Origin of the sequence: Aquimarina sp. 2-A2 (assembly GCF_045505135.1) — a bacterium.
Lineage (GTDB): Bacteria > Bacteroidota > Bacteroidia > Flavobacteriales > Flavobacteriaceae > Aquimarina > Aquimarina intermedia.
This window is the reverse complement of record NZ_JBJKFI010000022.1, coordinates 1-613: the sequence shown is the minus strand read 5'-3', so window position 1 is coordinate 613 and position 613 is coordinate 1. Positions and strand designations below refer to the sequence as shown.

Annotated in this window: 1 protein-coding gene; it reads left to right on the top strand. The window is 35.9% G+C overall.

Annotated features, from left to right (window positions below):
• Positions 1-613, top strand: a 613-nt coding sequence (locus tag ACJRPK_RS17480) for a type IX secretion system membrane protein PorP/SprF (RefSeq protein ID WP_407141676.1), incomplete at its 5' end; no start/stop codon positions are given.

The following is a 613-nucleotide window of genomic DNA, read 5'->3' as shown; positions in this document are numbered from 1 at the left end:
AGGAAAATTGAGTTTTGGATTGAAAGCAGGTGGTCACTTATTAAATATTAATTTACAGGAGCTTAATAAATATAATACGGGAGATCCATTATTCGGTACTGATATAGATAATAAGTTTAGTCCTAATGTTGGATTGGGAGTATATTACCATACGGATCGCTTCTATTTAGGTGTAAGTACGCCAAATTTGTTAGAGACCGAACATTTTGACGAAAGTAATATTTCCAGTGATAGCGAAGGCGTAAGTTTTTTGGCTAAGGAACGTATTAATTATTATATCATTGCCGGTCATACGTTTGATTTGAGTGATGATCTTAAATTTAAACCAGCGGTATTATCCAAAGTAGTCTTTGGAGCACCTTTACAAGTTGATGTATCGGCTAGCTTTTTATTATATGAGCGTGTAACCTTGGGAGCTGCATATCGTTGGAGTGCAGCGGTAAGCGGAATGGTAGGGTTTCAGATCTCGGATTCAATGATGTTAGGTTTTGCCTATGATAAAGAGACTACTGAGTTGGGTAATACACAATTCAATGATGGGAGTTATGAGGTGTTTTTACGCTTTGAACTCTTTAGAAAATATAACAGAATGTTAACCCCTCGTTTCTTTTAA